The organism is Novosphingopyxis iocasae (assembly GCF_014334095.1).
Classification (GTDB): Bacteria; Pseudomonadota; Alphaproteobacteria; order Sphingomonadales; family Sphingomonadaceae; genus Novosphingopyxis; species Novosphingopyxis iocasae.
In genome coordinates, this window is sequence record NZ_CP060495.1 from 1,988,373 (window position 1) to 2,013,214 (window position 24,842).

The 24,842-nt window shown below is 63.1% G+C and carries 31 protein-coding genes; 19 read left to right on the plus strand and 12 right to left on the minus strand.

Annotation, left to right across the window (positions count from 1 at the left end):
• Positions 1–61: 61 nt before the first annotated feature.
• The 3 genes from H7X45_RS09495 to H7X45_RS09505 form a co-directional block, all read right to left on the minus strand.
• Positions 62–379 carry a heavy metal-binding domain-containing protein gene (locus tag H7X45_RS09495; protein WP_187334654.1) on the minus strand — a complete coding sequence of 106 codons (318 nt, stop codon included), beginning with the start codon at positions 377–379 and terminating at the stop codon, positions 62–64.
• Positions 380–471: 92 nt separating this feature from the next.
• Positions 472–720: a DUF2312 domain-containing protein gene (locus H7X45_RS09500; protein ID WP_187334655.1), complete on the minus strand. Its 249-nt coding sequence runs from the start codon at positions 718–720 to the stop codon at positions 472–474.
• A 157-nt stretch (positions 721–877) separates the two neighbouring features.
• A complete protein-coding gene (locus H7X45_RS09505; RefSeq protein WP_187334656.1) occupies positions 878–1,189 on the minus strand; it encodes a DUF1244 domain-containing protein in 312 nt (103 codons plus the stop codon).
• Positions 1,190–1,310: 121 nt separating this feature from the next.
• Here H7X45_RS09505 and pyk point away from each other — a divergent pair, with 121 nt between their 5' ends.
• The gene (gene pyk, locus H7X45_RS09510; protein ID WP_187334657.1) at positions 1,311–2,762 is read left to right on the plus strand and encodes a pyruvate kinase; all 1,452 of its coding nucleotides are present in this window, start codon (positions 1,311–1,313) and stop codon (positions 2,760–2,762) included.
• A gap of 38 nt (positions 2,763–2,800) precedes the next feature.
• On the opposite strand, the gene H7X45_RS09515 is transcribed toward pyk, so the two are convergent.
• Entirely contained in the window at positions 2,801–3,409 is a 609-nt protein-coding gene (locus tag H7X45_RS09515) for an HAD family hydrolase (protein WP_187334658.1), read from the minus strand.
• A 160-nt stretch (positions 3,410–3,569) separates the two neighbouring features.
• A complete protein-coding gene (gene ykgO / locus H7X45_RS09520) occupies positions 3,570–3,695 on the minus strand; it encodes a type B 50S ribosomal protein L36 (protein ID WP_022673177.1) in 126 nt (41 codons plus the stop codon).
• A gap of 147 nt (positions 3,696–3,842) precedes the next feature.
• On the opposite strand from ykgO, the gene H7X45_RS09525 reads away from it, so the two are divergent.
• From H7X45_RS09525 to H7X45_RS09565, 9 genes are all read left to right on the plus strand, one after another.
• Positions 3,843–4,463, plus strand: a complete 621-nt coding sequence (locus H7X45_RS09525; RefSeq protein WP_187334659.1) for a hypothetical protein — start codon at positions 3,843–3,845, stop codon at positions 4,461–4,463.
• Positions 4,460–5,584, plus strand: coding sequence for a M14 family metallopeptidase (locus H7X45_RS09530; protein WP_187334660.1), 1,125 nt, complete (start codon positions 4,460–4,462; stop codon positions 5,582–5,584). Before H7X45_RS09525 ends, H7X45_RS09530 begins: the two co-directional genes overlap by 4 nt.
• Before the next feature lie 234 nt (positions 5,585–5,818).
• Positions 5,819–6,505, plus strand: coding sequence for a 2,3-diphosphoglycerate-dependent phosphoglycerate mutase (gpmA, locus tag H7X45_RS09535; protein WP_187334661.1), 687 nt, complete (start codon positions 5,819–5,821; stop codon positions 6,503–6,505).
• A 99-nt stretch (positions 6,506–6,604) separates the two neighbouring features.
• A complete protein-coding gene (gene purE / locus H7X45_RS09540) occupies positions 6,605–7,090 on the plus strand; it encodes a 5-(carboxyamino)imidazole ribonucleotide mutase (RefSeq protein ID WP_187334662.1) in 486 nt (161 codons plus the stop codon).
• A gap of 59 nt (positions 7,091–7,149) precedes the next feature.
• A complete protein-coding gene (locus tag H7X45_RS09545) occupies positions 7,150–8,160 on the plus strand; it encodes a 5-(carboxyamino)imidazole ribonucleotide synthase (protein ID WP_246449872.1) in 1,011 nt (336 codons plus the stop codon).
• A 32-nt stretch (positions 8,161–8,192) separates the two neighbouring features.
• Entirely contained in the window at positions 8,193–8,681 is a 489-nt protein-coding gene (locus H7X45_RS09550) for a dihydrofolate reductase (RefSeq protein ID WP_187334664.1), read from the plus strand.
• A gap of 1 nt (position 8,682) precedes the next feature.
• Entirely contained in the window at positions 8,683–9,627 is a 945-nt protein-coding gene (locus tag H7X45_RS09555) for a bifunctional riboflavin kinase/FAD synthetase (protein WP_187334665.1), read from the plus strand.
• A 97-nt stretch (positions 9,628–9,724) separates the two neighbouring features.
• Positions 9,725–10,234, plus strand: coding sequence for a signal peptidase II (lspA, locus tag H7X45_RS09560; RefSeq protein WP_187334666.1), 510 nt, complete (start codon positions 9,725–9,727; stop codon positions 10,232–10,234).
• The gene (locus tag H7X45_RS09565) at positions 10,227–10,724 is read left to right on the plus strand and encodes a DUF3035 domain-containing protein (RefSeq protein ID WP_187334667.1); all 498 of its coding nucleotides are present in this window, start codon (positions 10,227–10,229) and stop codon (positions 10,722–10,724) included. The genes lspA and H7X45_RS09565 overlap by 8 nt, the downstream gene beginning before the upstream one ends.
• 62 nt (positions 10,725–10,786) lie before the next feature.
• On the opposite strand, the gene H7X45_RS09570 is transcribed toward H7X45_RS09565, so the two are convergent.
• The 4 genes from H7X45_RS09570 to H7X45_RS09585 form a co-directional block, all read right to left on the minus strand.
• Complete coding sequence (locus tag H7X45_RS09570; protein ID WP_187334668.1) at positions 10,787–11,191, minus strand: hypothetical protein; 405 nt, start codon at positions 11,189–11,191, stop codon at positions 10,787–10,789.
• A gap of 13 nt (positions 11,192–11,204) precedes the next feature.
• Positions 11,205–13,151, minus strand: a complete 1,947-nt coding sequence (gene dxs, locus H7X45_RS09575) for a 1-deoxy-D-xylulose-5-phosphate synthase (RefSeq protein WP_187334669.1) — start codon at positions 13,149–13,151, stop codon at positions 11,205–11,207.
• A 49-nt stretch (positions 13,152–13,200) separates the two neighbouring features.
• Complete coding sequence (locus tag H7X45_RS09580; protein ID WP_187334670.1) at positions 13,201–13,659, minus strand: Fur family transcriptional regulator; 459 nt, start codon at positions 13,657–13,659, stop codon at positions 13,201–13,203.
• A 70-nt stretch (positions 13,660–13,729) separates the two neighbouring features.
• Positions 13,730–14,098 (minus strand): MerC domain-containing protein, encoded by a 369-nt coding sequence (locus H7X45_RS09585; RefSeq protein ID WP_187334671.1) that lies wholly within the window; start codon positions 14,096–14,098, stop codon positions 13,730–13,732.
• A 131-nt stretch (positions 14,099–14,229) separates the two neighbouring features.
• Between H7X45_RS09585 and H7X45_RS09590 the strand changes: the two genes are divergently transcribed.
• The 5 genes from H7X45_RS09590 to H7X45_RS09610 all read left to right on the plus strand — a co-directional run bounded on the left by H7X45_RS09590 (position 14,230) and on the right by H7X45_RS09610 (position 18,536).
• Positions 14,230–15,300, plus strand: coding sequence for a COX15/CtaA family protein (locus tag H7X45_RS09590; RefSeq protein WP_187334672.1), 1,071 nt, complete (start codon positions 14,230–14,232; stop codon positions 15,298–15,300).
• Positions 15,297–15,617, plus strand: coding sequence for a divalent-cation tolerance protein CutA (gene cutA, locus H7X45_RS09595; protein WP_187334673.1), 321 nt, complete (start codon positions 15,297–15,299; stop codon positions 15,615–15,617). Before H7X45_RS09590 ends, cutA begins: the two co-directional genes overlap by 4 nt.
• A gap of 150 nt (positions 15,618–15,767) precedes the next feature.
• Positions 15,768–16,247, plus strand: coding sequence for a 50S ribosomal protein L13 (gene rplM / locus H7X45_RS09600; protein WP_187334674.1), 480 nt, complete (start codon positions 15,768–15,770; stop codon positions 16,245–16,247).
• Positions 16,247–16,768 carry a 30S ribosomal protein S9 gene (rpsI, locus tag H7X45_RS09605; protein WP_187334675.1) on the plus strand — a complete coding sequence of 174 codons (522 nt, stop codon included), beginning with the start codon at positions 16,247–16,249 and terminating at the stop codon, positions 16,766–16,768. Before rplM ends, rpsI begins: the two co-directional genes overlap by 1 nt.
• 139 nt (positions 16,769–16,907) lie before the next feature.
• Positions 16,908–18,536 carry a methyl-accepting chemotaxis protein gene (locus H7X45_RS09610; RefSeq protein ID WP_187334676.1) on the plus strand — a complete coding sequence of 543 codons (1,629 nt, stop codon included), beginning with the start codon at positions 16,908–16,910 and terminating at the stop codon, positions 18,534–18,536.
• A gap of 49 nt (positions 18,537–18,585) precedes the next feature.
• Here H7X45_RS09610 and H7X45_RS09615 read toward each other — a convergent pair whose 3' ends face one another.
• A complete protein-coding gene (locus H7X45_RS09615) occupies positions 18,586–19,314 on the minus strand; it encodes a metallophosphoesterase family protein (RefSeq protein ID WP_187334677.1) in 729 nt (242 codons plus the stop codon).
• The gene (locus tag H7X45_RS09620; RefSeq protein WP_187334678.1) at positions 19,311–20,147 is read right to left on the minus strand and encodes a diacylglycerol/lipid kinase family protein; all 837 of its coding nucleotides are present in this window, start codon (positions 20,145–20,147) and stop codon (positions 19,311–19,313) included. The genes H7X45_RS09615 and H7X45_RS09620 overlap by 4 nt, the downstream gene beginning before the upstream one ends.
• 145 nt (positions 20,148–20,292) lie before the next feature.
• On the opposite strand from H7X45_RS09620, the gene H7X45_RS09625 reads away from it, so the two are divergent.
• Genes H7X45_RS09625 through zapE form a run of 3 tightly spaced genes read left to right on the plus strand, consistent with a single transcriptional unit; the run spans position 20,293 to position 22,722 of the window.
• On the plus strand, positions 20,293–21,075 hold the full coding sequence (locus H7X45_RS09625) for a succinate dehydrogenase iron-sulfur subunit (RefSeq protein WP_187334679.1): 783 nt from the start codon (positions 20,293–20,295) through the stop codon (positions 21,073–21,075).
• A gap of 49 nt (positions 21,076–21,124) precedes the next feature.
• Positions 21,125–21,613 carry a PaaI family thioesterase gene (locus H7X45_RS09630; RefSeq protein ID WP_187334680.1) on the plus strand — a complete coding sequence of 163 codons (489 nt, stop codon included), beginning with the start codon at positions 21,125–21,127 and terminating at the stop codon, positions 21,611–21,613.
• The gene (zapE, locus tag H7X45_RS09635; RefSeq protein ID WP_187334681.1) at positions 21,610–22,722 is read left to right on the plus strand and encodes a cell division protein ZapE; all 1,113 of its coding nucleotides are present in this window, start codon (positions 21,610–21,612) and stop codon (positions 22,720–22,722) included. Before H7X45_RS09630 ends, zapE begins: the two co-directional genes overlap by 4 nt.
• On the opposite strand, the gene H7X45_RS09640 is transcribed toward zapE, so the two are convergent.
• A complete protein-coding gene (locus H7X45_RS09640; RefSeq protein WP_187334682.1) occupies positions 22,658–23,839 on the minus strand; it encodes an acyltransferase family protein in 1,182 nt (393 codons plus the stop codon). The two genes, zapE and H7X45_RS09640, sit on opposite strands and share 65 nt — an antisense overlap.
• 72 nt (positions 23,840–23,911) lie before the next feature.
• Here H7X45_RS09640 and H7X45_RS09645 point away from each other — a divergent pair, with 72 nt between their 5' ends.
• Positions 23,912–24,841, plus strand: a complete 930-nt coding sequence (locus tag H7X45_RS09645) for a GNAT family N-acetyltransferase (RefSeq protein ID WP_187334683.1) — start codon at positions 23,912–23,914, stop codon at positions 24,839–24,841.
• Position 24,842: the final 1 nt, after the last annotated feature.

The following is a 24,842-nucleotide window of genomic DNA, read 5'->3' on the forward strand; positions in this document are numbered from 1 at the left end:
CAGGGCGCGCGCGGCGTGCAAGCGGGAGCGAGGCCCGCCGATACGCCGCCGTCAAGCGCTGTCAGATCCGCACTGCCGTGCCGCTGACGCTGACCATCAGCATGGATCCGTTCTGGCCGATCACTTCATAATCGATGTCCACGCCGACAACGGCGTTGCCGCCGCGCTTGGCCGCCTTCTCTTCCATCTCCGAAAAGGCCTCTTCGCGCGCCTTCCCCAGCGCCCGCTCATAGCTGCCCGAGCGCCCGCCGACGATATCGCTGATATTGGCGAACAGATCGCGGAAGATATTAGCGCCGATAATCACCTCTCCGGTGACGACGCCATAATATTCGGCGACCGGCCTGCCTTCGACGGTGGGGGTGGTGGTGACGATCATGAAGCGCTCTCCTCGTTGAATTATGCCGAGAAGATAGCACTGCGATCGGAAGCTCGCCATCCTCCCCCGGTAAGGGGGAGGATGGGTACTATTTAGCCGATGCCTAAGGCGGCTTTGTAGGTTTCGATCAGCAGTTCCATTTCCTTGCGCTCTTCCGGCTTCAGCTTCCGCAGACGCACGATCTGGCGCATGATCTTGACGTCGTAACCCTGGCTCTTCGCTTCGGAATAGACGTCGCGGATATCGTCGCTGATGCCCTTCTTTTCTTCTTCGAGGCGCTCGACGCGCTCGATGAACAGGCGCAGCTGCTGATCGGTGGTGGTGGCTTCTTCTTCGGCCATGACTCATCTCCTGATAAATGCCGTGAGCCCTGAGCTTGTCGAAGGGCGTCTTTCGTCACGGACAGAAGGGCTTCGACACGCTCGGCCCTGATGGATTGTGGAATGGACCCGGCCGTTCAATTCGGCCCGAATCGCGAACGGGCCGTGACTAGCCAGCCTAAGCGTTCTTCGCCACGCTTTCCTTCATGCGCTGGAGCTGCTCCTCGCTCGCGGGCGTCTGATGGCGGTCCTTATAGTCGCCATAGGGCATGCCGTAGACATATTCGCGCGCCTCTTCCTTACTGAGCGACCCGTCCGCTTCCATCAGCCAGTCGGCCAGGCAATTGCGGCAGAAGCCGGCGGTGCCCATCACATCGACATTCTGCACGTCGGTGCGGTGGCGCAAATGCGCGAGCAGCCGTTCGAAAGTGGCGGCGATGGCGGCGTCACTGGGCTGCGGACGGGCGGATTGTTCGGTGCTCTCGGTCATTTCATACCTATTCATCGGCTTTGGGGAAGGCGCGGAAGCATCTTGCCCCCGCAATAGTCTTGGGTCCTTCAAACTATGCCGCTAAGCCTTGCCCCGCAAGCACAGCGCCCGAGGAGCCCGCATGTCCGATCATACCCAGCCCCGCACCCGCAAGATCCGCATCCTCGCCACGCTCGGCCCGGCCAGCGAAAGTGCCGAGGCGATCGAAGCGCTCCACCGCGCGGGCGCCGATGCCTTCCGGATCAATATGAGCCACGGCGCGCAGGAAGATAAGAAAAAGCTGTTCGATCACATCCGCGCGCTGGAGGAAAAGACCGGGCGGCCGACCACTATCCTCGCCGATCTGCAGGGCCCGAAGTTGCGCATCGGCACCTTTGCGGACGGCAAGATCGTGCTGAAAGAAGGCGAGCCCTTCACGCTGGACCGGCTGGATGAAGCGGGCACGCAGACGCGGGTGAAGCTGCCGCACAAGGAAATCTTCGAAGCGCTGGCCAAAGGCGACCGGCTGCTGCTGGACGACGGCAAGATCGCGCTGCGGATCACCGAGGCCGGGCCGGACCGGATCGATACGACGGTGGAAGTCGGCGGGCCGCTGTCCAACCGCAAGGGCGTGAACGTGCCCGATGTGGCGATCCCGATGAGCGCGCTGACCGACAAGGATCGTTCGGACCTGGCTTATGCGCTGGATCAGGGCGCGGACTGGATCGCGCTCAGCTTCGTGCAGCGGCCCGAGGACGTGGCCGAGGCGCGCCGCCTGATCGGCAAGCGCGCCGCACTGCTGGCCAAGATCGAAAAGCCTTCGGCCATCGGACGGCTGGAGGAAATCCTGGAGCTGTCCGACGGTGTGATGGTGGCGCGCGGCGATCTGGGTGTGGAACTGCCGCCCGAAGCCGTGCCTACGCTGCAGAAGCGCATCGTCGCCACCGCGCGCGCCATGGGCAAGCCGGTGGTGGTCGCCACGCAGATGCTCGAATCGATGATCCAGGCGCCTACCCCGACGCGGGCCGAAGTCTCGGACGTCGCCACCGCGGTCTATGACGGCGCGGACGCGATCATGCTTTCGGCCGAAACCGCGGTGGGCGATTTTGCCATCGAGGCGGTTTCGATCATGGACCGCATCGCCACCAGCGTGGAGAGCGATCCGGGCTATGCCGATCGCGTGCACTTCACTGAAACGCGGCCCGATTCGACGACGTCGGACGCCATTGCCGCCTCATCCAGCTCGATCGCGGACACCATTTCGGTTTCCTGCATCGCCTGCTTCACCAATTCCGGCTCCAGCGCGCGGCGCATCTCGCGCGAGCGCCCGTCCGCCCCGCTGATGGTGCTGACCCCGCAGCGCGAAACCGCGCGGCGCGTCGGCCTGCTCTGGGGCGCCTATGCCGTCGTCACCCGTGACGTTTCCAGCTTCGAGGAGATGATCGCGAAATCCAAGCGCATGGCTCTGCGCCATGGCTTCGGCGGGGCGGGCGAGCGGTTGATCGTGATTGCCGGCGTTCCCTTCGGCACGCCGGGCAGCACGAACCTGCTGCACGTTGTGACGCTGAAGGGCGATGAGCTGAAGGGGCGGTGAAGGGGGGGGCACATCTGAAGCCCTATTCAAGGCAGGCTTCAGAGCAGCTCCACCCGCTCCAGTTCCGCGCGCAGCGTTTCGGCGTCCTGGAAGACATGGCCGTGCATGCCCGCCGCCTCGGCCGCGCGGACGTTTTCGATGCGATCATCGATGAACAGGCTCGCCGCAGGATCGACCCCGAATCGTTCGATCGCCAGCGCGTAGATTGCGGCGTCCGGCTTCATCAGCTTCTCGGTGCCCGAAACCAGGATGTCCGCGAACAGATCGAAGATCGGTTGTTCCGGCCGGAAGCCCGCCCAGAATTCATGCCCGAAATTGGTGATCGCATAGAGCGGGACGCCTCGCCCTGACAGTTCGCGGACGATTTCATGGCTGCCGGAAATGGGGCCGGGCACCGTTTCGTTCCAGCGTTCCGCATAAGCGCGAATCAGTTTCTCATGGTCGGGAAATTCGGCGATCCGCTCTTTCAGCATCTGCGCCAGCGGGCGGCCGGCATCCGCCTGGAAATGCCAGTCTTTCGTGACGACATTATCGAGAAACCAGTCCAGCTCCTCGGGATCGTCGATCAGCTTTTCGAAAAGGAACCGCGGGTCCCACTGGAACAGCACATGGCCGATGTCGAAGATGGCGGTGGTGATGGGCGGCATGGGGTCGGTCGCACCGACGCGGGCCGGTGCCCTCTCAATGGTTTCGAAAGCGCGCGGGCTGCAGGCCGAAAAAGCTACGGCGCGAAGTCGCCTGTGCAACTTCGCGCCGTGCTCAATCGATTGGCACCAGCCTGAAGGCTGGCGTGACCTGTCGGCCGAATCAGCCCTGGCGGGCCTTGAAGCGACGGTTGGTCTTGTTGATGACGTACACGCGCCCACGGCGACGGATCACGCGATTGTCGCGATGACGGCCCTTGAGCGACTTCAGCGAATTGCGGATCTTCATGGCTGGAGCTTCTTTGTTGGGGTGGAAATGTCGAAATTCGAAGGCGCGCACCTAAGAGGCGGTCAGCGCAAAGTCAAGCGCGGCAACCGCAAAGAGCGCCCGCGCGTTGATGCGGCTGACTGTATCATTTTTCAAGGAGACTATTCCATGCCGCGTATCCTGGCCCCCGTCCTCCTCGCCGCCGCCGCAACCGTAACCCTTTCCGCCTGCGCCTCCACGCAGGCCGGCCCGGTAGAGGTTACTCGTTTCCACCGCGCCGAGGCGACGCCCATAGCACGCGGCACCATTTCCGTGGGCGCCCTGCCCGCCAGCCAGATCGACCCGCAGAGCATCGAGGCGCGCACTTATTATCAGGCGGTGGGCGCCGAATTGAACCGGCTTGGCTATACCGTGGTCGAATCGGGCGGGGACTACCGCGCACAGGTGGATGCGCAGCGCGGCACCGCCGCACAGTTCGCCCGCCGCGGATCGGGCGTATCGGTGGGGGCTGGCGGATCGACGGGCAGTTTCGGCAGCGGCGTAGGGCTCGGCGTCGGCCTCGACCTCACCCGCCTGCTCGGCGGCGATCCGGGGCCGCGCATCGTGACCGAGCTCGACGCGCGTATCCTGCGCAATTCCGACGATCTGGTGATTTGGGAAGGACGCGCGCAGCAGGAAACCTTTGCCCGGACGGAAGCCTCGCAGCTCGACGTTATCTCAGCCAAATTGGCCGCCGCTTTGTTCCAGGGGTTTCCCGGAAACAGTGGTGAGACTATCAGAGTGAAATGACCTTACAGATCACGTCCGCGTTCGACAGCGGCAACATCATCGTCGAATCCATCAATGGCGACAGCGCGAGCCTTCGCATCGCCAAGGACCATCAGTCCGATTTCTACCAGTGGTTTCATTTCCGCGTGACCTGCGAGCCGGGCACCACACTGAAACTCGCGATCACCGATCTGGCCGACAGCGCCTATCCGGGCGGGTGGCAGAATTACGACGCGGCGGTGACCGAAGACCGCATGGAGTGGCTGCGTGCGCCCAGCAGCTGGGACAAGGACGCCGGCACGCTCACCATCCAGTGGGAATGCGAAAGCGGCAGCGCCTGGTTCGCCTATTTTGCGCCCTATAGCTATGAGCGGCACCAGAATCTCGTCGCCGACGCGGCCTCCTGCGAAGGCGTGACCTATCGCCAGCTCGGCACCACCGGCGACGGTCGCCCGGTCGATTGCCTGGAAATGGGCGAAGGGGAAAAGCAGGTCTGGCTTTATGCGCGCCAGCACCCGGGCGAATCGATGGCGGAATGGTGGATGGAAGGCGCGCTTGCTAAATTGACCGACCCCGCAGATCCTCACGCGCGGCTGCTGCGCCAGAAGTGCCGCATCCATGTCGTACCGAACATGAACCCGGACGGCAGCGTGCGCGGCCATTTGCGCACCAACGGTAAGGGCGTGAACCTGAACCGCGAATGGCATGAGCCGAGCGAGGAGCGGAGCCCGGAAATTCTGTGCGTCCGGAACGCGATGGACGAAAGCGGCGTCGATTTCGCGATGGACGTTCACGGCGACGAAGCGATTGCCGCCGTATTTCTGGCCGGGTTCGAAGGCATCGAAAACTGGACCGACGAGCTTGGCGACAAATTCTATCGCTATCAGGATCTGCTTAGCCAGCGCACGCCCGATTTCCAGAAGGAACTCGGCTACCCCAAATCGAAGCCCGGCACCGCCAATCTGACGATCAGCACCAACCAGATCGCCCAGCGCTTCGGCGCGGTGTCGATGACGCTGGAAATGCCGTTCAAGGACAACCAGTTCCTGCCCGACAAGCAGCGCGGCTGGAGCCCGGAACGCTGCATCCGCCTGGCCGACGATTGTCTCGCCGTGCTGGCGGAAATGATCGACGAGATTTGATGACGCGTATGAAGTCGGCAATGACGGGGAAAAGGCTTTGCCATCGCGTTCTGCCTGATTGCCATTGTCGGCTATCAAGTCGGTAAGGACATGGCGCTGCGCGACAATGCGAGCGATCGGATAGCCGAGCGTCAGGCAAGCTGATGGAAATACGCGACTGACGCCCGCAGGTCCTTCGACAAGGCCGGTCCAAGCGGTTAAGCGGTCGCAATCGCCACGGAAAAGGAGCTCTTCATGCCCAAACTCATCCTGCTGCGCCACGGCCAGTCCGAATGGAATTTGCAGAACCGCTTCACCGGATGGTGGGACGTGGATGTGACCGACAAGGGCGTCGAGGAAGCGCGCGCGGCCGGACGGTTGATGCGCGACAAGGGCATCGATCCGGACATCTGCTTCACCTCGCTCCAGACCCGCGCGATCAAAACACTGCATCTGGCGCTGGAAGAGATGGACCGCCTGTGGCTGCCGGAAATCAAGGACTGGCGCCTGAACGAGCGGCATTATGGCGGCCTGACCGGCCTCGACAAGGACGAGATGCGCGAACGCCATGGCGAAGAGCAGGTGCATATCTGGCGCCGCAGCTTCGATACGCCGCCGCCCGAGCTGGAGGCGGGCAGCGAATATGATCTGTCCGCCGATCCGCGCTATGCGGACATCACGGTGCCGACGACGGAAAGCCTGAAGCTGACCATCGAGCGCGTGCTGCCTTACTGGAACGAGACCATCGTACCGGAACTCAAGGCCGGCCGCATCGTGCTGATCAGCGCCCACGGCAATTCGCTGCGCGCGCTGGTGAAGCATCTCTCCAACATCCCGGACGATGAGATCACGAGCCTCGAAATCCCGACCGGTCAACCGATCGTCTACGAACTCGACGACCAACTGGCCGAGGTGGAGCGCTATTATCTGAAAGACCGGTAAGCCCAGCCATCTCCAACGGGACGGCGCGCTAACCCATTGCCCTTGCGCGCGCCCTTCCCTATCGCAAGGCGCTTCAGGAAGGGCAGCACGGGGCGGAAAATGAGCCAGGAACCGGCGATCGGAATCATCATGGGCAGCCAGTCTGACTGGCCGACCATGCAGGCAGCCTCCCGCATTCTGGATGAGCTCGGTATTCCCTACGAAGCGCGCATCGTTTCGGCCCATCGCACGCCGGACCGGCTCTATGACTATGCAAAGTCCGCCGAGGGGCGCGGTCTCAGGGCGATCATCGCGGGCGCGGGCGGCGCGGCGCATCTGCCTGGCATGGCTGCAGCGATGACGCGGGTGCCGGTGTTGGGCGTTCCGGTACAATCGCGCGCCCTGGACGGCATGGATAGCCTTTTGTCGATCGTGCAGATGCCCGGCGGCGTGCCCGTCGCCACCTTCGCGATCGGTGAGGCAGGCGCGAAGAACGCGGCGTTGTTTGCCGCCGCCATGCTCGCCACCACGGACGAGGCGCTGGCCGCACGGCTTGACGATTTCCGCGAGAAGCAGACCCAGAGCGTAACCGAGGTACCCAAGTGAACACACCATTGGCGCCGGGCGCGACGATCGGAATTCTGGGTGGCGGTCAGCTTGGCCGGATGCTTGCGGTAGCTGCGGCGCAGCTCGGCTATCGCTGCCATGTCTATGCGCCGGAAGGTCGCGCCGTGGCCGCCGATGTCGCGGCGCAGCGCACCACCGCCTCTTTCGAGGACCAGGATGCGCTATCTCGTTTTACGGATGTGTGCGACATCGTTACCTATGAGTTCGAGAATGTACCGACCGCGCCGCTCGCCGCGCTGAACCTTGGCGACAAGGTGCGTCCCGGCATCAAGGCACTCGACATCGCACAGAGCCGCATCGCGGAGAAAACTTTCTTCCGCGATCTTGGGGCGCGCACTGCGCCTTTCGCTTTTGTCGACAGCGCTGAGTCCCTCCAAGCCGCGATCGCGGACATCGGCGCCCCTGCGATCTTGAAGACGGACCGTTTCGGTTATGACGGCAAGGGTCAGGCGCGGATCATGGCGCCCGGCGAAGCAGGCCATGCTTGGAAATCGATTGGCGAGCGGCCCGCGGTTCTGGAGGGCTTCGTCGATTTCCAGGCGGAATTTTCGGTGGTCACGGTGCGCAGCGCGGACGGCGAAGTGCGCTTCTGGGACTCCACCCGCAACGAACATGAAGACGGCATCCTGCGCCGCTCGCTCTGGCCGGCGGGCGATGCCGTGACAACGCAAATCGACGCCGCCCGCGACATCGCGCGCAAGGCGATCGAGGCGATGGACGCAGTGGGCGTGCTCACCTTCGAATTCTTCGCCACGAAGGATGGACCGGTCGTCAACGAATGCGCGCCGCGCGTCCACAATAGCGGCCATTGGACGATAGAGGGCGCGGTGACGAGCCAGTTCGAAAATCATATCCGCGCGATCACCGGCCTGCCGCTCGGCGACTGCGGCGTGGTCGGCACCCGCATCGAAATGGCGAACCTGATCGGCGATGAAATTGAAGACGGCAATGCCATCCTCTCCGATCCGGCAGCGCATCTGCACCATTACGGCAAGGTCGAAGCGCGGCCCGGCCGGAAGATGGGCCATGTCACCAAGCTATATTTTTGAATATCGCTGGGTTAAGCGGCGAATCTAGCGACATGAACCATCCCGAAATCATCTTCGTCCTCGCCAGAGCCGACAATGGCGTGATCGGTGCCGATGGCGACATGCCTTGGCATCTGCCCGCGGATCTGCGTCACTTCAAACAGGTGACCGGCGAAAAGCCCATGATCATGGGCCGCAAGACGTTCGACAGCCTGCCCGTCGCCCTGCCCGGCCGCCGTCACATCGTGATGACCCGCAACGAGGACTGGTCGGATGAGGACGCGGAGGTGGTGCACTCCCCGGAAGCGGCGCTTGCCGCCGCCAATGCGCCGCATGTGGCCGTTATTGGCGGCGCGGAAATTTTCGCGATCTTCCGCGACCGCGCCGACAAGATCGAACTGACCGAAATTCATGCCGAGCCGGAGGGCGACACCTTCGTCCCTGCCTTCACAGCAGACGAATGGACCGAGACCGCGCGCGAACCGCACCCGGCCGAAGGGGGCCGCCCGGCATTTGATTTCGTCACGCTCGTTCGGAAATAGCATGGCGATCCCGCGCTTTTACGCCGATGCGCCGTTGCCCGAGCATATGCGCGGTGCCATCATCGCGCTCGGCAATTTCGATGGGTTTCATCAAGGCCATCAGGCAGTTGCCGGAGAGGCGATTCGCTGGGCGCGCGCAGAAGGCCGCCCTGCGATCATCGCCACGTTCGATCCGCATCCGGTGCGCCTCTTCAAACCGGACACGCCGCCCTTTCGCCTAACCACGCTCGACCAGCGCCAGCGTCTCTTCGGAGCGGCAGGCGCGGACGGCATGCTGGTATTCGCCTTCGACAAGACGCTGGCCGCGACCAGTGCGGAGGATTTTGCGCGCGCCCTTCTGGCGAACCACCTTGGCGCATCGGGCATCGTGACGGGTGAGGACTTTACCTTCGGCAAGGGCCGTGAGGGTAAAGCGCCGATGCTGGGCACCCTCGCCAGTGATCTGGGCCTGCGCGGCCGCATTGTGCGTCCGGTGCAAAGCGGTGATGCGGTGGTATCTTCCAGCCGCATTCGCGAGGCGCTGAAATCCGGCAATCCGCAAATCGCCGCCAAACTGCTGACGCGCCCATTCACGATCGAGGGCGTGGTGCAGCACGGGGCGAAGGAAGGCCGCAAGCTCGGCTTTCCCACCGCCAATCTTGACCTCGGCAATTATCTGCGCCCCGCTTACGGGATTTACGCGGTCCGCGGGCGCCTTGCCGACGGGCGCGTGCTGGACGGCGCAGCCAATGTCGGCATTCGCCCGAGCTACGAACCGCCGGTGGAGCTACTGGAGCCCTATTTCTTTCAGTTCTCCGGCGACCTCTACGGCCAAACCATCGCGGTCGAGCTGCACGACTTCCTGCGCTCCGAACAAAAGTTCGACGATCTGGAGGCCCTGAAACGCCAGATGGCAGCGGATTGCGACGAAGCGCGCACGCGGCTGGCGGATGCACCGGCCGGTTAGGCATGCGTTCATGGCGAACCATGCAGGGCAGTGGACGCTGGGGCGCTTTCGTGCAATCGGGGCCCCTTCATTACAAGGGACGGAGCCTTAGAGCCGTATGACGCGAACCAAGATTTACGGGCTGGTACTGGCCGCGTTCGTCGTGCTGCTCGATCAGGCGGTGAAATATGCGATGATCGTGCCGCTCTCCTTGCAGAGCAAGGGCACCATCTATCTGTTGCCGGTGTTCAATCTCACCTGGGCGGAGAATCGCGGCGTTTCGATGGGCATGTTCCAGGCGGGCACCGATGCGCAGCGCTGGGGGCTCGTCGCGCTGACCGGAATTCTTGCGCTTGCGGTTCTGATCTGGATGTGGCGCGAGCGCCGCACGGGGGACATCCTGGCACTCGGCCTCGTCCTCGGCGGCGCGGTCGGCAATATTATCGATCGGGCCCGCTTCGGATTCGTCGTCGATTATGCCGATTTTCATATCGGCGGCATCCGTCCCTTCTTCATCTTCAACCTGGCCGATGCGTGCATCACCATCGGCGTCCTGATACTGCTTGCCCGCGCGCTGCTCATGCGCGAGAAGCCAGCCCAGACAAATTCGGAGAATGTCCATGCGTAAATCGCTCGCGATCCTTGGCGGCGCGCTTCTGGCCAGCGGCCTTTCGGCCTGCGGCGGCGGCGGCCTGTTCGACCGCGACCGGCCGGACGAGTTTGCCGTTTCGCGCAACGCCCCGCTGGTGATCCCGCCGGATTACGCGCTCGAGCCGCCGCAGCCCGGCGCCGCGCCGGTCCAGGGCAGCACGGATCAGGAGCAGGTTCTCGATGCGCTGTTCGGCGGCCCCGCGCCGCGCTCGCCGGTCGAGCGGGCGGTGAATCAGCAGGCAGGCGATGCCGAGCTGGGCATTCGCAGCGAAGTGGGCGATCCGCAGACCAATGTGGTGAAGAAGGGTTCGGTCACGCAGGACATCATTGCCGCGCCGGAAGGCGACGGCCAATATGCGCAGTCCGGCATCAACGCCACCACGGTTCCTGCGACCGCGGCGGAAACGAACGATGCCAGCGATCCGTCGGTACCCGAAGGTTACGAACCGGCCCCCTCACCCAATTGAGCTAACGCCCGCGCGCTTGAAGAAACCCCGGCGCCTCGCGCAGCCGGGGAACACCGCACGATTCAGGCGGCGCGGCGCGGCGTTTTCACGGTCAGATAGCGGACGAACTGCGCCACCGTGGGATCCTCCGGCAAAACCTCCGGATCATCGGTGGTGGGCTGCGGAAGTGACCAGCGGTCGAAATGCTCTCGGCCGATCGCGCAATAATCGTCCGGATCGATCGCGAGATCGGCGAAAATTCGGTCGGTGGGATGCGGCTTCAGATAATCCGGCAAATGCACATCGAGCTGGCGATAAACCCAGCCGCCGATTAACGGATCGCAGCCGGAACCCAGCGATCGTACGAACGGCTCAGCCTCCAGATTGGGTCGTCGCCGCGAGAGACGGCGCTGCTTCTGCCACAGGAAACCAAGGCTGCCCGCAAAGAACAGCATGGCCGCGGCGAAGGTGACCAGCATCTCCGCCACGGCGTGTCTACCGTCAGGCGCGCGCGCCCGCCTCTTCCATATTGGCGCTGTTGTGGCGCAGCGCTTTCAGCACCGTTTCCACGATGTCCGGCGCCATCAGGCCCGCCTCGGCATATTGCCGATCGGGCTTGTCCTGATCCTGGAAGATATCGGGCAGGCGCATCGTGCGCACCTTGAGGCCGGTGTCGGTTAGCCCCTCGTCGCTCGCCATCGTAAGCACATGTGCGCCGAGGCCGCCGACGGCACCTTCCTCGATCGTGATGCAGACCTCATGGCTCGCCATCAGCTTGCGGATCAGTTCGTTGTCGAGCGGTTTGGCGAACCGCATGTCCGCCACCGTAGTGCTGAGGCCCTTGGCGTCCAGCGTATCGGCAGCCTTCAGCGCTTCGGCGAGGCGAGTGCCCAGCGATAGGATCGCGACCTTCTTGCCCTCGCGCACGAGGCGGCCTTTTCCGATCTCCAGCTTCTCCGGGGTTTCCGGCAGCTTTACACCCGTACCCGCACCGCGCGGATAGCGGAAGGCGATGGGCCCATCGTCATAGGCGGCGGCGGTGTGGACCATGTGGACCAGCTCCGCCTCATCCGCGGCGGCCATCACCACCATGTTTGGCAGCGTGGCGAGATAGGCGATGTCGAAGCTACCCGCATGGGTCTGTCCGTCGTCCCCTACCAACCCGGCACGGTCGATCGCGAAACGCACCGGCAGGTTTTGGATCGCCACATCGTGCACCACCTGATCATAGGCGCGTTGCAGGAAAGTGGAGTAGATCGCGGCGAACGGCTTCATCCCTTGCGCGGCAAGACCGGCGGCAAAGGTAACGGCGTGCTGTTCGGCGATACCGACGTCGAAGCTGCGATCCGGGAAGGCGGCGGCGAACTTGTCCACGCCGGTGCCGCCGGGCATCGCGCCGGTGATCGCGCAGATGCGATTGTCCTTTTCCGCCTCGGCGATCAGCGCCTGAGCGAACACATTGGTGTAGGTCGGCGGGCCGCCGCCCTTGCCTTTGTCCTGCTTGCCTGTGACGACGTCGAATTTCGAGACGCCATGATATTTGTCCGCAGACGCTTCGGCCGGGCCGTAGCCCTTGCCCTTCTGCGTCACGACATGAATCAGGATCGGGCCTTCTTCGGCATCGCGCACATTTTCCAGCACGGGGATCAGATGATCGAGATTGTGCCCGTCGATCGGGCCGACATAATAGAAGCCCAGCTCCTCGAACAGCGTACCGCCGGTCACCATGCCGCGGGTATATTCCTCCGCCCGGGCGAGGCCCTTGTGGACCCGGCGCGAAAGCTTGGATGTCATCTTCTTGGCGAGGCTGCGCAGGCCGAGATATTCGGATGAGGAGATCAGCCGCGCCAGATAGGCGCTGAGGCCGCCCACCGGGGGAGCGATCGACATGTCGTTATCGTTCAGGATCACGATCAGCCGGTTACCGGCCTGCGCGGCGTTGTTCATCGCCTCATAGGCCATGCCTGCACTCATCGCGCCGTCGCCGATTACCGCAATCGCTTTCTCCGGCCGCTCGCCCAGCTTGTTGGCCACCGCGAAACCGAGCGCGGCGGAGATGGACGTGGAGCTGTGCGCCGCGCCGAAGGGATCATATTCGCTTTCGGAGCGCTTCGTGAAACCGCTGAGCCCACCGCCCTGACGCAGCGTGCGAATGCGGTCGCGCCGGCCGGTCAGGATCTTGTGCGGATAGCATTGATGCCCGACGTCGAAGATCAGCCGATCATGGGGCGTGTTGAACACATAATGGATCGCGGCGGTCAGCTCGACCACGCCAAGGCCTGCACCGAGATGGCCTCCGGTGACCGAGACTGCATCGATCATTTCGGCCCGCAACTCATCGCACAACTGACGAAGCTGGTCCGGCTTCAGCTTGCGCAGATCCTTCGGTGTATCGACCGTGTCGAGAAGCGGCGTCTCGGGCCGCGGTGAATGGGTTTGTTCCGTCATAACCGAACCTTATACGCGTTGCGGAGCCAAGTCGATTGCCGCCAACAGCTCAGTCGCAGGCAGCACATTTGCCATGCACTTCAATTACCGGACGCTCCGGCGTGAAGCCGCTGGCGGTAGCCGTGTCGCGCACGCCATCGGCCAGCTTGTCATTATCGACATGCGTCACTTCGCCGCAGCTGTCGCAGATCATGAAGATGCAATCATGCACGCAGCCGGGATGGCTGTTCGCCACATAGGCGTTGGCGCTTTCCACGCGCTGCGCGAGATTGGTCTCAACGAAAAGATCCAGAATACGGTAGACGCTGTTGGGCGCAACACGCTTGCCGCGACGCTCCGACACCTTTTCGGCAATGTCATAGGCCGAGGCCGGCTTTCTGAAGGTTGCGAGCACGTCGAAGATCAGCGCGCGCATATCGGTCCACTGCTCGCCTGCGCCTTCCAGCGTAGCCTGCGCCTCGCGCTTCAGATCGGATCCGTGATGTTCGTGATGGGCATGGCCTGTCATCGCGTGAATGTAGGCGCGGGCGATGCCAAGGGCAATCCTTCCCCGGCTCCCATACTAATCCCTAAACGGATCAGTGCGTGGCGCGGAAATTCAGATCATGGCCGAGCGCCAGGATCGAAACGCCGAGGATGGTCGAGATCACTTCACCGCCCCCATGCGGCATGCTGAGCGCGCCCGCCATCACGCCAAGGCCAAACGAACCGATCGCGAGCGGGAGAATATAGCCATGCTGCAAGACGCCGCGACCTAGGCCGATCGCGCCGAGAACCATGGCAATGACCAGCCCGGCCTGATGAATCCATTCGGCACCGAGAATCCCGCCAATCGACGCAGCTGCTGCAACGAGTGCAGCGGTGGCGATGCAATGCACGACGCATAGCCCCGAGAGGCCCATTGCGGCCCTATCCCAGAAGCCTTCACGTTGCAGAAGCGTCGTCATATTCGAAGGTATAGAAGCGCCTTCACCAAGATACAATATCACATTGCATTATTTTGCGCAGGACCGTTCTCCGCGCTGCAGCCGCGCGAGCACGCTTGCGGGCATCGCGGCGGCGCGCCATATCGCGGGCCATGACTTCGCTTGCCGCCCATGCCGCGCCAACCCCTGCGCGCACCCGTCCTATTGCGATCGCCAACTGGCTGCTTGCCGTCGGCTTTCTGGTTTTCTGCATGGTCGTGGTCGGCGGGATCACGCGGCTGACCGAATCGGGCCTGTCGATCACTGAGTGGAAACCGATTACAGGCGCGATCCCGCCGCTGTCGCTGAGCGGTTGGGAAGCGGAATTCGCAAAATATAAGGCGACGCCGGAATATCAGGTAATCAACGGTCCGGCGGGCATGACGCTGGCGCAGTTCCAGTTCATCTTTTTCTGGGAGTGGCTGCACCGGCTGCTGGGCCGCCTGATCGGCATCGCCTTCGCCCTGCCGCTGGCCTATTTCTGGCTGCGCGGCGCTATTCCGCGGGAATACAAGCTGCGTCTTGTCGCGCTGCTGGCGCTCGGCGGACTGCAGGGCGCGATCGGCTGGTGGATGGTCGTCTCCGGCCTCACGCTGCGCACCGATGTCAGCCATTACCGGCTTGCCGTGCATCTTCTGACAGCGCTGTTCATCCTCTCCGGCCTCGTCTGGACCGCGCTGGATCTTCGCCAGCTGGCAAAGGGCAACGCGCGGCCCGCAAAACTCACCGGCAGGAACATCGCACTGCTCGCCATCATCGCGGTCCAGCTCCTGCTCGGCGCCTGGGTGGCCGGGATGGACGCAGGCTATATCGCCAGCGACTGGCCGCTCATGAACGGCCGTTTCTTCCCTGCTGGCGTCGACTGGAGCCATGGGCTGCTTTACGCCGCGTCCAACGATCCGTTCCTGGTCTATTTCCTCCATCGTTGGTGGGCCTTCGTCGCATTGGCTGCGGTCATCTTGCTGGCGCGCGGTGCGCGGCGCGCGGGCGTTCGGCCGGCCTCGATCATCCTATCCGCCGCCATCGGCCTGCAGATCCTGCTCGGCATCGCGACGGCGATGAGCGGAGTCGACCTCGCATTGGCTGCAGCGCACCAGGCCGTCGGTGCAATATTGGTGGCGAGCGCGGTGTGGGCTGCCCATGCTGCGGGACGGCGCAACCTGATCGAAGGCGTACCGGCATGAGCGGCGTTCGCATCATCTACACTCTCTTCGGCAGCGAAGAGGCCGCGCGCAGCGCTTGCGGGACGCTGCTGGAGGAAGGCCTGATCGCTTGTGCCAATCGCCTTTCCCCGGCGACAAGCCAGTTCCGCTGGCAGGGCGAGCTACGCGAAGAGCGCGAGTGGCCCGTCATCCTGAAAACCGATGATGCCCGCGCGCCCGGCGCTGCCAATCGCCTGGCCGAACTGCACGATTACGACGTCCCGCCGATCCTTCTGCTGCCGGTCGACACGGTGTTTCCGCCGTTCGAGCGATGGGTGGCAGAGCAGCTGCGTCGCTGAGCCGCCAAATTTCCATACGGTATCATTATACCCGCTCCAAAACGCCCGCTCAGCCTTGACTTGAAGCCCCTTTCGGGTCATTAGCCCGCCTTCACCGCCGTGGGGAAACCCGCGGCTTTTGCTTTTTCAATCCTCCAAGGACGGCTCCACATGAAGTCCCTTACCAAGACCACCCAGTCGGTGCGTCCGCAGGATGTCGAGAAGAAGTGGCACCTCATCGACGCCGAGGGTCTCGTCGTCGGCCGCGTTGCCACCATCATCGCCAATATCCTGCGCGGCAAGCACAAGCCCAGCTTCACCCCGCATGTCGATTGCGGCGACCATGTCGTCGTTATCAACGCGGACAAGGTGCGCTTCACCGGCAACAAGACCAAGCAGAAGGTCTATTACAAGCACACCGGTTATCCGGGCGGCATCAAGGGCGTGACCGCCGAGAAGGTGCTCGAGGGTCGTTTCCCCGAGCGCGTTCTGGAGAAGGCCGTTGAGCGCATGGTCCCGCGCGGCCCGCTGGGTCGTCAGCAGATGAAGGCGCTGCACCTTTATGCCGGCACCGAGCATCCGCATGAGGGCCAGCAGCCCGAGACGCTCGACATCGCTGCGCGCAATCGCAAGAACAAGGTAGGTGCCTAATGGCCGATAATCGTCAGTCGCTTTCCGACATCAAGGACATCGCCGGCGACGCCGCCGAAGCCAATGCCGCCGGCGCCGAAAACGGTGTCGACACCCGGCCCACCATGCCGCTGCGCGAGCAGGAGCTCGACAAGCATGGCCGCGCCTACGCCACCGGCCGCCGCAAGGACGCGGTTGCCCGCGTCTGGCTGAAGCCCGGCACCGGCCAGATCGTGGTCAACGGTCGCGATCAGAGCACTTACTTCGCACGCCCCTCGCTGCGCCTCGTCATCAATCAGCCGTTCGACGTTACGGAACGTCGCGGCCAGTATGATGTCATGGTCACCGTGAAGGGCGGCGGTCTCTCCGGCCAGGCCGGTGCGGTGAAGCACGGCATCAGCCAGGCGCTGACCCGTTACGAGCCTGCGCTGCGCAGCACCGTGAAGAGCGCCGGCTTCCTCACCCGCGACAGCCGCGTGGTCGAGCGTAAGAAGTACGGCCGGGCGAAGGCACGCCGGAGCTTCCAGTTCTCCAAGCGCTGATCGCTTTTCCAAACGCAATCACGAAAGGGCGGCCTTCCTGGGAAGGCCGCCTTTTCTGCTTTTGCGCCAGTCGCTTCCAGGCAAGGTTTAGCCGCTGTTTACCTTTCGCGGTTACCTGGGCCGCTGGAAGGAAAGCGGCATGCGCTACGCACTGACAAACTTCGCTTGGAAGAAGCAGCTCAGCTTTTATGGGCGAGAATTGCTGCGCTTCGATGCGATGCCGGGCACCACCCGCGCCGCAGCCCTGGACGAGCAGATATCCGCGTCGCTTAAATCGCTACGCAGTTTTTTGCCGTTTCTCACCTTCCTGGCGCTTGGCCTCCCTCTGTTTCTGACCGAATATGCCCTGTTCGGTTGGCTGATCGCCGGTTGCAGCGGTTTGCTGGTTGGCGCGATCATTGCCTATTTCCTCACTAATCAAACAATCCGCGCGCGGATACCGCATCGGCGGTTCATGCTCGCCCTGATCGCCAATACAGTCCTGCTGGGCATGTCTTGGACGATGGTTTTCATCAGCGTTCTGGATTCCGGCAACGAGGAGCTGATCCTCTTTGTCACCTCCGTCCATGCGGCGATGATTTTCGTCGGAGCCTTGGTTTTTATCAGCTTCCCGATTCTGTTCTGCTCCTTTTCGGCCCCCCTCTACCTGTTATTCATCACTGAGACGTTCGCGCGGCCGAACATCCCCATCATCACGCCGCTAATGCTTGTGGTGCTGGCCTCCATTCTGATCAAAACCGTTGTGGACCAATCACAGCGTATCGTTCAGTTGCAGATGCAGAGCGTTGAGCTGAAAAAGAAAAGTGAGGAGCTGCGTGCGGCACAGGTTGCCGAAGCCCTGTTGCGCGACCGGGAAACCGCACGCGAGCTGGACGAGGTCAACGCACGCGCCGCCGCGCGCGAAGCTGCTGAGACCGAACGACGCGCCCATCTGCTGACGCTCGGCAACCAGTTCGAAGCCACGGTGATGGAAACGGGGGACCGCGTCAGCGCCGCAGTTGATAATCTGACATCCTCCGCCGGCGCTCTTGCCGAGATTGCCGGATCGACCAGCCATGAAGCTGGCGACATGCAGACGCGGTCGAAAGCCTCCGCAGAAGCAGCCCAGCAGGTCGCGATTGCCGCCGAACAGCTCGATCAGGCCGTCGGCGAAGTCGCCTCCCAAATTCAGGCGAATCTCGGCCATATTCTGGAAGTGGGTGACGCTACGCGCGAGAGCGAGGTCTTGATGACCGAGCTTGTCAAACGCTCCGGCGGGATCGGTGAGATCGTGACCACCATCTCGGACGTTGCGCGCCAGACAAATTTGCTTGCCTTGAATGCGACGATCGAAGCTGCGCGCGCCGGGGAAGCAGGCCGTGGGTTCGCGATCGTCGCGCAAGAAGTGAAAGCGCTTGCCGGCCAGACCGCACGCATGACCGAAGACATCGCCGAGCGGCTTGGCGACATCGACCGATTCGTGAAGGATGCCGCACAGGCGCTCGACAAGGCCGGGCTTGAGCTTAGCCACCTGGAAAATCGCGGCACTATGATCGCTACCGCAACGGAAGAACAACGCGCCGCCAGCCAGGAGATTCGCCGCCACAGCAGCCGCGCCGCCGACGAAAGCGAGCAGGTACAGGCGAGCGTAGGCCGTGTCGCCGCCGCCGCCGCACAGGCGCGCGCGCACAGCGACGGTGTACGCGAAATTGCAGAGCAGTTGAATCAGCGCTCCGCGGACTTGCGCGACGGCACCGCGGGCTTCCTGAAGGAGTTGCGCGCCTCCTGATCTGTCTAAACGCAGGCGTAATGAGACCTACTGCGGCAGCACGCGCCGCTCAGATCATATATTGCGCTTCGACGTCGATCGCGCGGCCGTCGATGGCGACCCGATTATAGCTCGGCGGATTCTCGCGCACCCGTTCCGATAATGTGCCTGCGCCGATCAGACGAACCGAACCGCTCCCGGTCGGCCGCTCAATATCAAACGGATCGTGGACGTGTCCCGTAAGCACCGCCGCGGCCCCTGCCTCCTGCAATGCCATGAGCGCTTTAAGCCCGCCCCGGGTCGATCCGCTGCTGCGTGTATCCGCATCGACCAGCGGATGATGCGCCGCGATCAGCTTGACTGTGTCCGCCGGCAAGCTTCGCAGCGTGCGCAGCGATTCGCGCAGCGCATCCCCGCTTACCTTACCTTTCGACCAGTTGAGACGCAGCTGCGCGCGCGCAGTGGTCTTCAGCGGCACCACCGATACGCCAGGCAGATTGATCTCCGCCTCCACCTTGTCTTCGATCCTGGAATAGCGCCGATAAGGATGGCGGAACCGTTCGTAGAGATTGAAATAGGGCAGATCATGGTTGCCGACCTCAACCGTCACGGGCGCCTTCAAATTGTGAATCCATTCGCCGGCCGCCGCGAATTCCCTGTGCCGCGCGCGCATCGTCAGATCGCCGGTAATAATCACCGCGTCGGGCTTGTTCGCGCGGACTTCCTCCGCAAACCAATCAAGCGCAGCTCTGTCTTCCGCGCCGAAATGGATGTCGCTGCAATGAAAAAGGGTGGTCATAGGTCTGGGTTAGCGAGGCATTCCTCGGCGGTATAGACGAAGTCAATCGGCGACAGTCCGTGGCGGAAACGGCAACGAGCCGATCCCTCCGCCTCTTCGCCGTCGATCAGCAGGCCCACCGGCTTGCCGTCTGCTGCGCTGACCTCCAGCGCCTCTCGCATGCCGAGATCCTCATGGGGCCCTTCGCGAAAGTCGCCCTTCAGCCAGGATAGCCCGTGGGCGAACATCTGCCCTGCCCCTTCCGCGGTAAACCCAGTGACGTGAAGCGCATCCATCTTGGGCTCGATGAATAGCGCAGGATAAGGCTCTCCCGTCCCGTCCAGCTGCACCTGCGCACCCCCGAACGTCTTGGTCCACGCATCCGCGATCGAGCCCGGCATTTCGGCCAGATTGAAGTGCCGCATATCTTCGCGCACCTCGCCCCACGCGGTGGTGGGGCCGGCAATCACGCCGACCAGCGCGATCTCCCCTTCGCCCTCGGCCACCGGCATGCGCGCCAGCTTGATACGGCCCTGCGCATAGCGCTGCGCGATCGTCTCACTATCGACATCGCCGTGGAGCGAGCGGGAGAGGAGGTTCATCGTGCCGCCGGGCAGCACGAGCATGTGGCCGTCCCAACCCTTCGCCTGGCGCATCGCGCCGTTCACCGTGCCATCGCCGCCGAAAACAGCGAGCGCATCGACACCGGCCTGCCGAAGCGTGGCCGCATCGGGCAAGTCTTCATGCGGGCATTCGATCAGCCGCGCCATTTCATGCCCCTCGGCAGAAAGCGCCTGGCTTACCTCTTTGCAAAGGCCCTCATCATAACTGCCGCTATTGATATTAGCGGCCATCCATATCCTGCTCATACCTATCGCAACGCCCCACCTCGATTTCAGTGCCGAAGCGAACAAGGTTGCACGGAAAAGCGCGGATTGCCCGTTGATCCTGAGGGCTATCGGTTCTACCTCGAAACTGAATTTCAGCATCGGAGCGACCATGGCCACCTTCACTCTGCCCAAGAACAGCAAGATCCGGAAGAAGGGCAAGGTTCACAAAGTCGAGGGCGCGGCGCGCACCAAGACCTTCAAGATCTATCGCTATGATCCCGATTCGGGCGAGAACCCGCGCTATGATACGTTCGAGGTAAATCTCGACGAATGCGGGCCGATGGTGCTCGATGCGCTGATCAAGATGAAGAGCGAACAGGACAGCTCGCTCACTTTCCGCCGCTCCTGCCGCGAGGGTATCTGCGGCTCTTGCGCGATGAACATGGACGGCAAGAACGGCCTCGCCTGCACCACCGCGATCGAGGATGTGAAGGGCGATATCCGCATCACCCCGCTGCCGCATATGGACGTGATCAAGGACCTGGTGCCCGACTTCAAGCATTTCTACGCCCAATATGCCTCGATCCAGCCCTGGCTGAAGACCGTAACGCCTGAGCCGTCTGGCAAGGAACGCCTGCAATCGCCCGAGGAGCGCCATAAGCTCGACGGGCTGTATGAGTGCATTCTGTGCGCTTGCTGCTCCACCGCCTGCCCCAGCTACTGGTGGAATCAGGACAAGTTTCTGGGGCCGGCCATCCTTCTGCAAGCCTATCGCTGGCTTGCCGACAGCCGCGATGAAATGACCGGTGAGCGTCTGGACGAGCTGGAGGACCCCTATCGCCTCTATCGCTGCCACACGATCATGAACTGCGCGAATGTGTGCCCCAAGGGTCTTTCGCCCGCCAAAGCGATTGCTGAGACCAAGAAGATGATCGCCGAACGCGCGATTTGATCGTCGGCAATCCCAGCATCGTGACGGGCCACCGGCTTACAGCTGCTCCATGACGCGCACCATCGCGGATAATCCTTGGTTTGACCATCGGCCGGACCCGGACAATCCCGGCTGGATGACCTGGAACGCGAAGGACAATTCGCGCTTCAACGGCTTTCTCGGGCCGGTGTCCATCCGCGGCGATGACGCTGAGGATGCGGGCTGGGTGCGCATGACGCCCGAGCACAAGCACAGCAATTTCGGCGATAATGTGCATGGCGGCACGATCCTGGGCTTCATCGATGTGTGCCTGTTTGCCGGCAGCTATGCGCTCGACATCGATCTGGGCGGCCGTGCGGTGACGGTGGAATTGTCGACCCAATTCGTCGGCGCCGCGAAGGTTGGCGTAGCGCTGGACTGCCGCCTGGAAAGCGTCCGCGAGACAGGGCGTCTGCTCTTCCTGCGCGGCATGCTGATGCAGCGTCCGACCGAAGACGCGGCCTACACCAATGTCGCCAGCTTCACCGCTATCCTGCGCAAGGGCCTGCCCCGCACGTGAAAGTCGCTGAAAGGTATCGCGCGCTGGTCGACGTCGGCGAGCTGAAGGTTGATGCCGATCAGCAGCGCGCCGTCGATGCGCTGCAGCGCGTACAGGAGGAAATCGAGGCGCGGCGAGAAGCGCCGGGCTTCTTCGCCAAGCTGATGGGCAAACGGCGCGAGCCGGTTCGCGGCCTGTATCTCTGGGGCGGCGTCGGGCGCGGCAAATCCATGCTGATGGACCTGTTCTATGAGTGCGTGGACACGCCGCACAAGGCGCGCGCGCATTTCCATGAATTCATGATCGACGTCGATCGCCGCCTTGCGGCCGAACGGGCCAAGGATGTGGGTGATCCGGTTGCCCCGGTGGTCGCGCAGCTGGCAGACGAGGCGCGGCTGTTCTGCTTCGATGAGATGCACATCACCAACACCGCCGATGCCGCGATCATGGGCCGACTGTTCGGCGGTCTGATCGAGGCGGGCGTCACCGTCGTCACCACCAGCAACCGGCCGCCGGAGGACCTGTTCAAGGACGGGCTCAACCGCACGCTCGTCACCGGGTTCATCGCTTTGGTGCAGGAGCGGCTCGATATACTGCCGCTTGACGGGCCGACCGACTACCGGCGCGCTCGGCTCGGTGACGCGACCCTCTGGCATTGCCCCAATGGCGACGTAGCAACCGAAGAACTGAGCGAGGCGTTCTTCCGTCTGACCGACTATCCGCCCAGCGACGCGCAAAACGTGCCGTCGGAGGATATTGATCTTGGCGGCGGGCGCTCCATGCATGCGCCCAAGGCGCTGAAGGGCGTGGCGGTCTTTTCGTTCAAGCGGCTTTGCGGGGAACCGCGCGGAGCGGCCGATTATCTCGCCATTGCGCGGCGCTACCACACCGTCATCATCGTCGGCATTCCGGTGCTGGGTCGGGAGAATCAGGACCAGGCGGCGCGGTTTGTGAAGCTGATCGATGCGCTATACGAATATCGCGTCAAGCTGCTGGCGAGCGCCGATGCAGCGCCGGAAGCGCTTTATCCGGAAGGCCCGGGCAGCTTCGAATTCGAACGAACGATCAGCCGCCTCTCCGAGATGCGCTCTGACGCCTATCTGGCACTGGGCCACGGCTCGGAGGGCTGAACGGCAATAGCCGCGACATCAGGGCGCGCAGCCAGGGTTCGGCGGTGGACGCGATCAGCAAAGCCGTGCCGGTGATCGCCACCAAGGTGATCAGCGCGGCGGGCACATAAGCCAATCCCGCCTTCAGCAAGGCCGAGATCAGGACCAGCCCGATGGTCTGGTGAATAAGGTACAGCGGATAGGTCGCCAAACCAAGCAGCAGCACGGGTGCCCGCGGCAGATGCCGCTCGAGCATCGGTTGCAAGCGGGGGGAGAACCCGATGATCGCGAGGCCACCGAAAAAGATGAGCGGACCGATCCAGCGCGGATAGGCGATTTGCATGCCGATCCCAGTCGCGCGGCTGATGAACAGGATCTCCTGAACGCCTGTGCCGATCATCAACAGCATGGCTGCCGCGCGCCACCAACCCCTATGCCCTGCGTGCCAGCGATGCAGAAAGATGCCGAGCGCGAAAAAGCAGCCATGGGGAAGCAGGAGCAGCTGCGCGTCGCGCAGATCGAGCGCCAATTCCGCACCCAGACCATTCCAATAGAAGAGACTTGCCGTTCCCAATATAAGAGCCAGCGCCTCGATCCGGTCTCGCCATGGGCTGATCCAGAGTAGCAGCGCCACCAGGGCGTAGAACACACTCTCGACACCCAAGGTCCAGTAACTACCGTCGATATATTCGCCCCACGGCCACAGCATAGCGGAGCGGGCATATTCCTCGAAATGGGACAGTCTTGGATCGAACGGCCACAAACATGCCAGCGTTAGGCTCGCGCAGATGAGTGCGGCAGGCCAGAGCCGCAGCAACCGCCGCCGCGCAAACGGCAACGCCCGTGATCCATGCGCGGAAATGGCGATAACATAGCCGGAGATGACGAAGAATATCTCCACGCCGATCCAACCATAGCCAGCGTAGAGCCTGCCGACATCCGGCAGCAGGCTCTGGTCGATCAAACGGCTGGCAAGCCGGTGCCCCGGGCTGGAATAGCCCGCAAAGAAATGGAAAAGCAGCACCAGCATCGCGGCGGCAAAGCGCAAGAGATCGATCGCATAGAGCGCGCCGCGCGGCCGCAGAGTGTCCGTCGGGCGCGCGGGAAGATCGGTACTCGGCTGCGGTGCGGAGGCCATGGCGGCTTGCTAGCAGCATCCATGGCCCGCGGCTTGGGGGAAATTTAACGGCTGCCCGTTAAGGCGGGGGCCATGGCCAGCGCCGCTTTGCCCCTCCAGCCGGTCGATCTCGGCCCGGTGATCGCCAGTCGCCGCCTTTGGCGCAGGCGCCTTCCGCTGCAGCAGATTGAGCCGACGCTCACGGCGCTGATCGAGGGGCGTCAACCGACGATTGATCCCTTGCCGGATGACGCAGCGGGCTATCGTTTCCAATCCTGTCCGCGCGCCTTCATCGACAGCCTGTCGCAGCGCTTGCCCGGAATGGCGGCCGGGCGGCGGCAGGATTTTCCGCGCCATTATATCGACATGACGACGGGCTTTGACGCTTATCTGGCGCGCTTCTCCGGCAAGACGCGTTCCACCTTGCGGCGCAAAACCCGCAAACTGGTCTCACAAAATGGCGGCACGCTGGAGGTGCGAAGCTTTCACCGCGCCGAAGAAAGCAAAGCCTTCTTTTCCGATGCCCTTCCGCTCTCGGCGCGCACCTATCAGGATCGATTGCTGGACGCCGGCTTGCCCGGAGACGCGCTGTTCCGCGCCGAGGCCAAACGTCTGGCGGGGCAGGACGCTTTGCGCGCCTGGGTGCTCTATCTGGCGGGCCGCCCCGCCGCTTATCTCTATCTGCCCGTCATTGGTGAGACGGTGCGCTACGATTTTCTTGGCTATGACCCCGCCTGTGCTTCGCTTTCCCCTGGCACCGTCTTGCAGATGCATGCGCTGGAGGAAATAATGGCGGAAGAGCGCTTCCGCTGGTTCGATTTCACCAGTGGAGACGGCGCACATAAGCGGTTGTTTGCGACCGGATCGGTAGACTGCAGCACGCTGGTGATGCTGCGCGGCGAATGGCGCAACCGCCTGACGCTGGCGGCGGGCGACGCGATCGATGCGGCGGTGGACCGCGCAGGCCATCTTGCCGATCGATGGGGCATCAAGGCTAAACTGAAGGGCCTTTTGCGCCGCTGAC